General features: G+C 63.7%; 1 protein-coding gene. It reads right to left on the reverse strand.

Annotated elements, in window-relative coordinates:
- Entirely contained in the window at positions 1-1,077 is a 1,077-nt protein-coding gene (locus ABZ194_RS30395; RefSeq protein ID WP_355600450.1) for an IS630 family transposase, read from the reverse strand.
- Positions 1,078-1,156 lie beyond the last annotated feature (79 nt).

Raw genomic sequence — 1,156 nt, forward strand, 5'->3', positions numbered from 1 at the left:
CTAGTGTCCTGCGCCTGAGATTCGTTGGCAGAAGCGGGCGAGGGAGTCGAGAATCTCTTCGGCCGTCTTGGTCCAGATGAATGGCTTGGGGTCGGCGTTCCAGTTCTTGATCCAGGCGCGTATGTCGGCCTCGAGAGCTTGCACGTTCTTATGTGCGCCGCGCCGGATCATCTGATCGGCCAGGAAGCCGAACCAGCGCTCGACCTGGTTGATCCATGAGGAGCCGGTCGGGGTGAAATGCATGTGAAAGCGGGGATGGCGCTCCAGCCACGCGCGGATCGCCGGCGTCTTGTGGGTGCCGTAGTTGTCGCAGATCAGATGAACGTCGAGATGAGCGGGAACCTGCTTGTCAATCTTGATCAGGAACTTCTTGAACTCCGCCGCCCGATGTCGGCGGTGCAGGGAGCCGATGACCTCTCCGGTAGCCACGTCGAAGGCCGCGAACAAGGTGGTGAAGCCGTTGCGCACATAGTCGTGGGTCCGCCGCTCCGGCATGCCGGGCATCATCGGCAACACTGGTTGCGACCGGTCCAGAGCCTGGATCTGTGACTTCTCATCCACTGAAAGCACCACCGCGCCCTCGGGCGGGTTGAAATACAGGCCGACCACGTCGCAGACCTTCTCCACGAACAACGGATCGGTCGACAGTTTGAACGTGTCGCTCAGGTGCGGCTTGAGCTGGAACTTCCTCCAGATCCGGCCGATGGTGGACTTCGACAGGCCGCTGCGGGCCGCCATCGATGTCCGCGACCAGTGTGTGGCGTTCTTCGGGATCTCCTCCAGCGTCGCCACCACGACTGCTTCCACCTCTTCGACGGCGATGGTGGGCGGCCGCCCCGGCCGGGGCTCGTCGATCAACCCGTCCAGACGATTGGACAGAAACCGCCGCCGCCACTTGCGGACCGTGTCGGGCGCCACCCTCAACTCCCTGGCCACCCCGATGATCGGCGGAACCTCAGAGCCTGCGCACGCCAGTACGATCCGCGCCCGCAGCGCCAACGCCTGTGCCGAGTTCGCCCGCCGGATCCAACGTCCCAGTACCGCGCGCTCCTCATCGGAGAGCACCAACGGCTCCAACTTCGGACCCCGACGACGCACCGGCTCACCGGAAGAAGAGTTCACACAGGATCTAACGACGGATTACCGGCGCAGGACA

Source organism: Streptosporangium sp. NPDC006007, assembly GCF_040614315.1.
In the GTDB taxonomy this organism is placed as follows: Bacteria; Actinomycetota; Actinomycetes; order Streptosporangiales; family Streptosporangiaceae; genus Streptosporangium.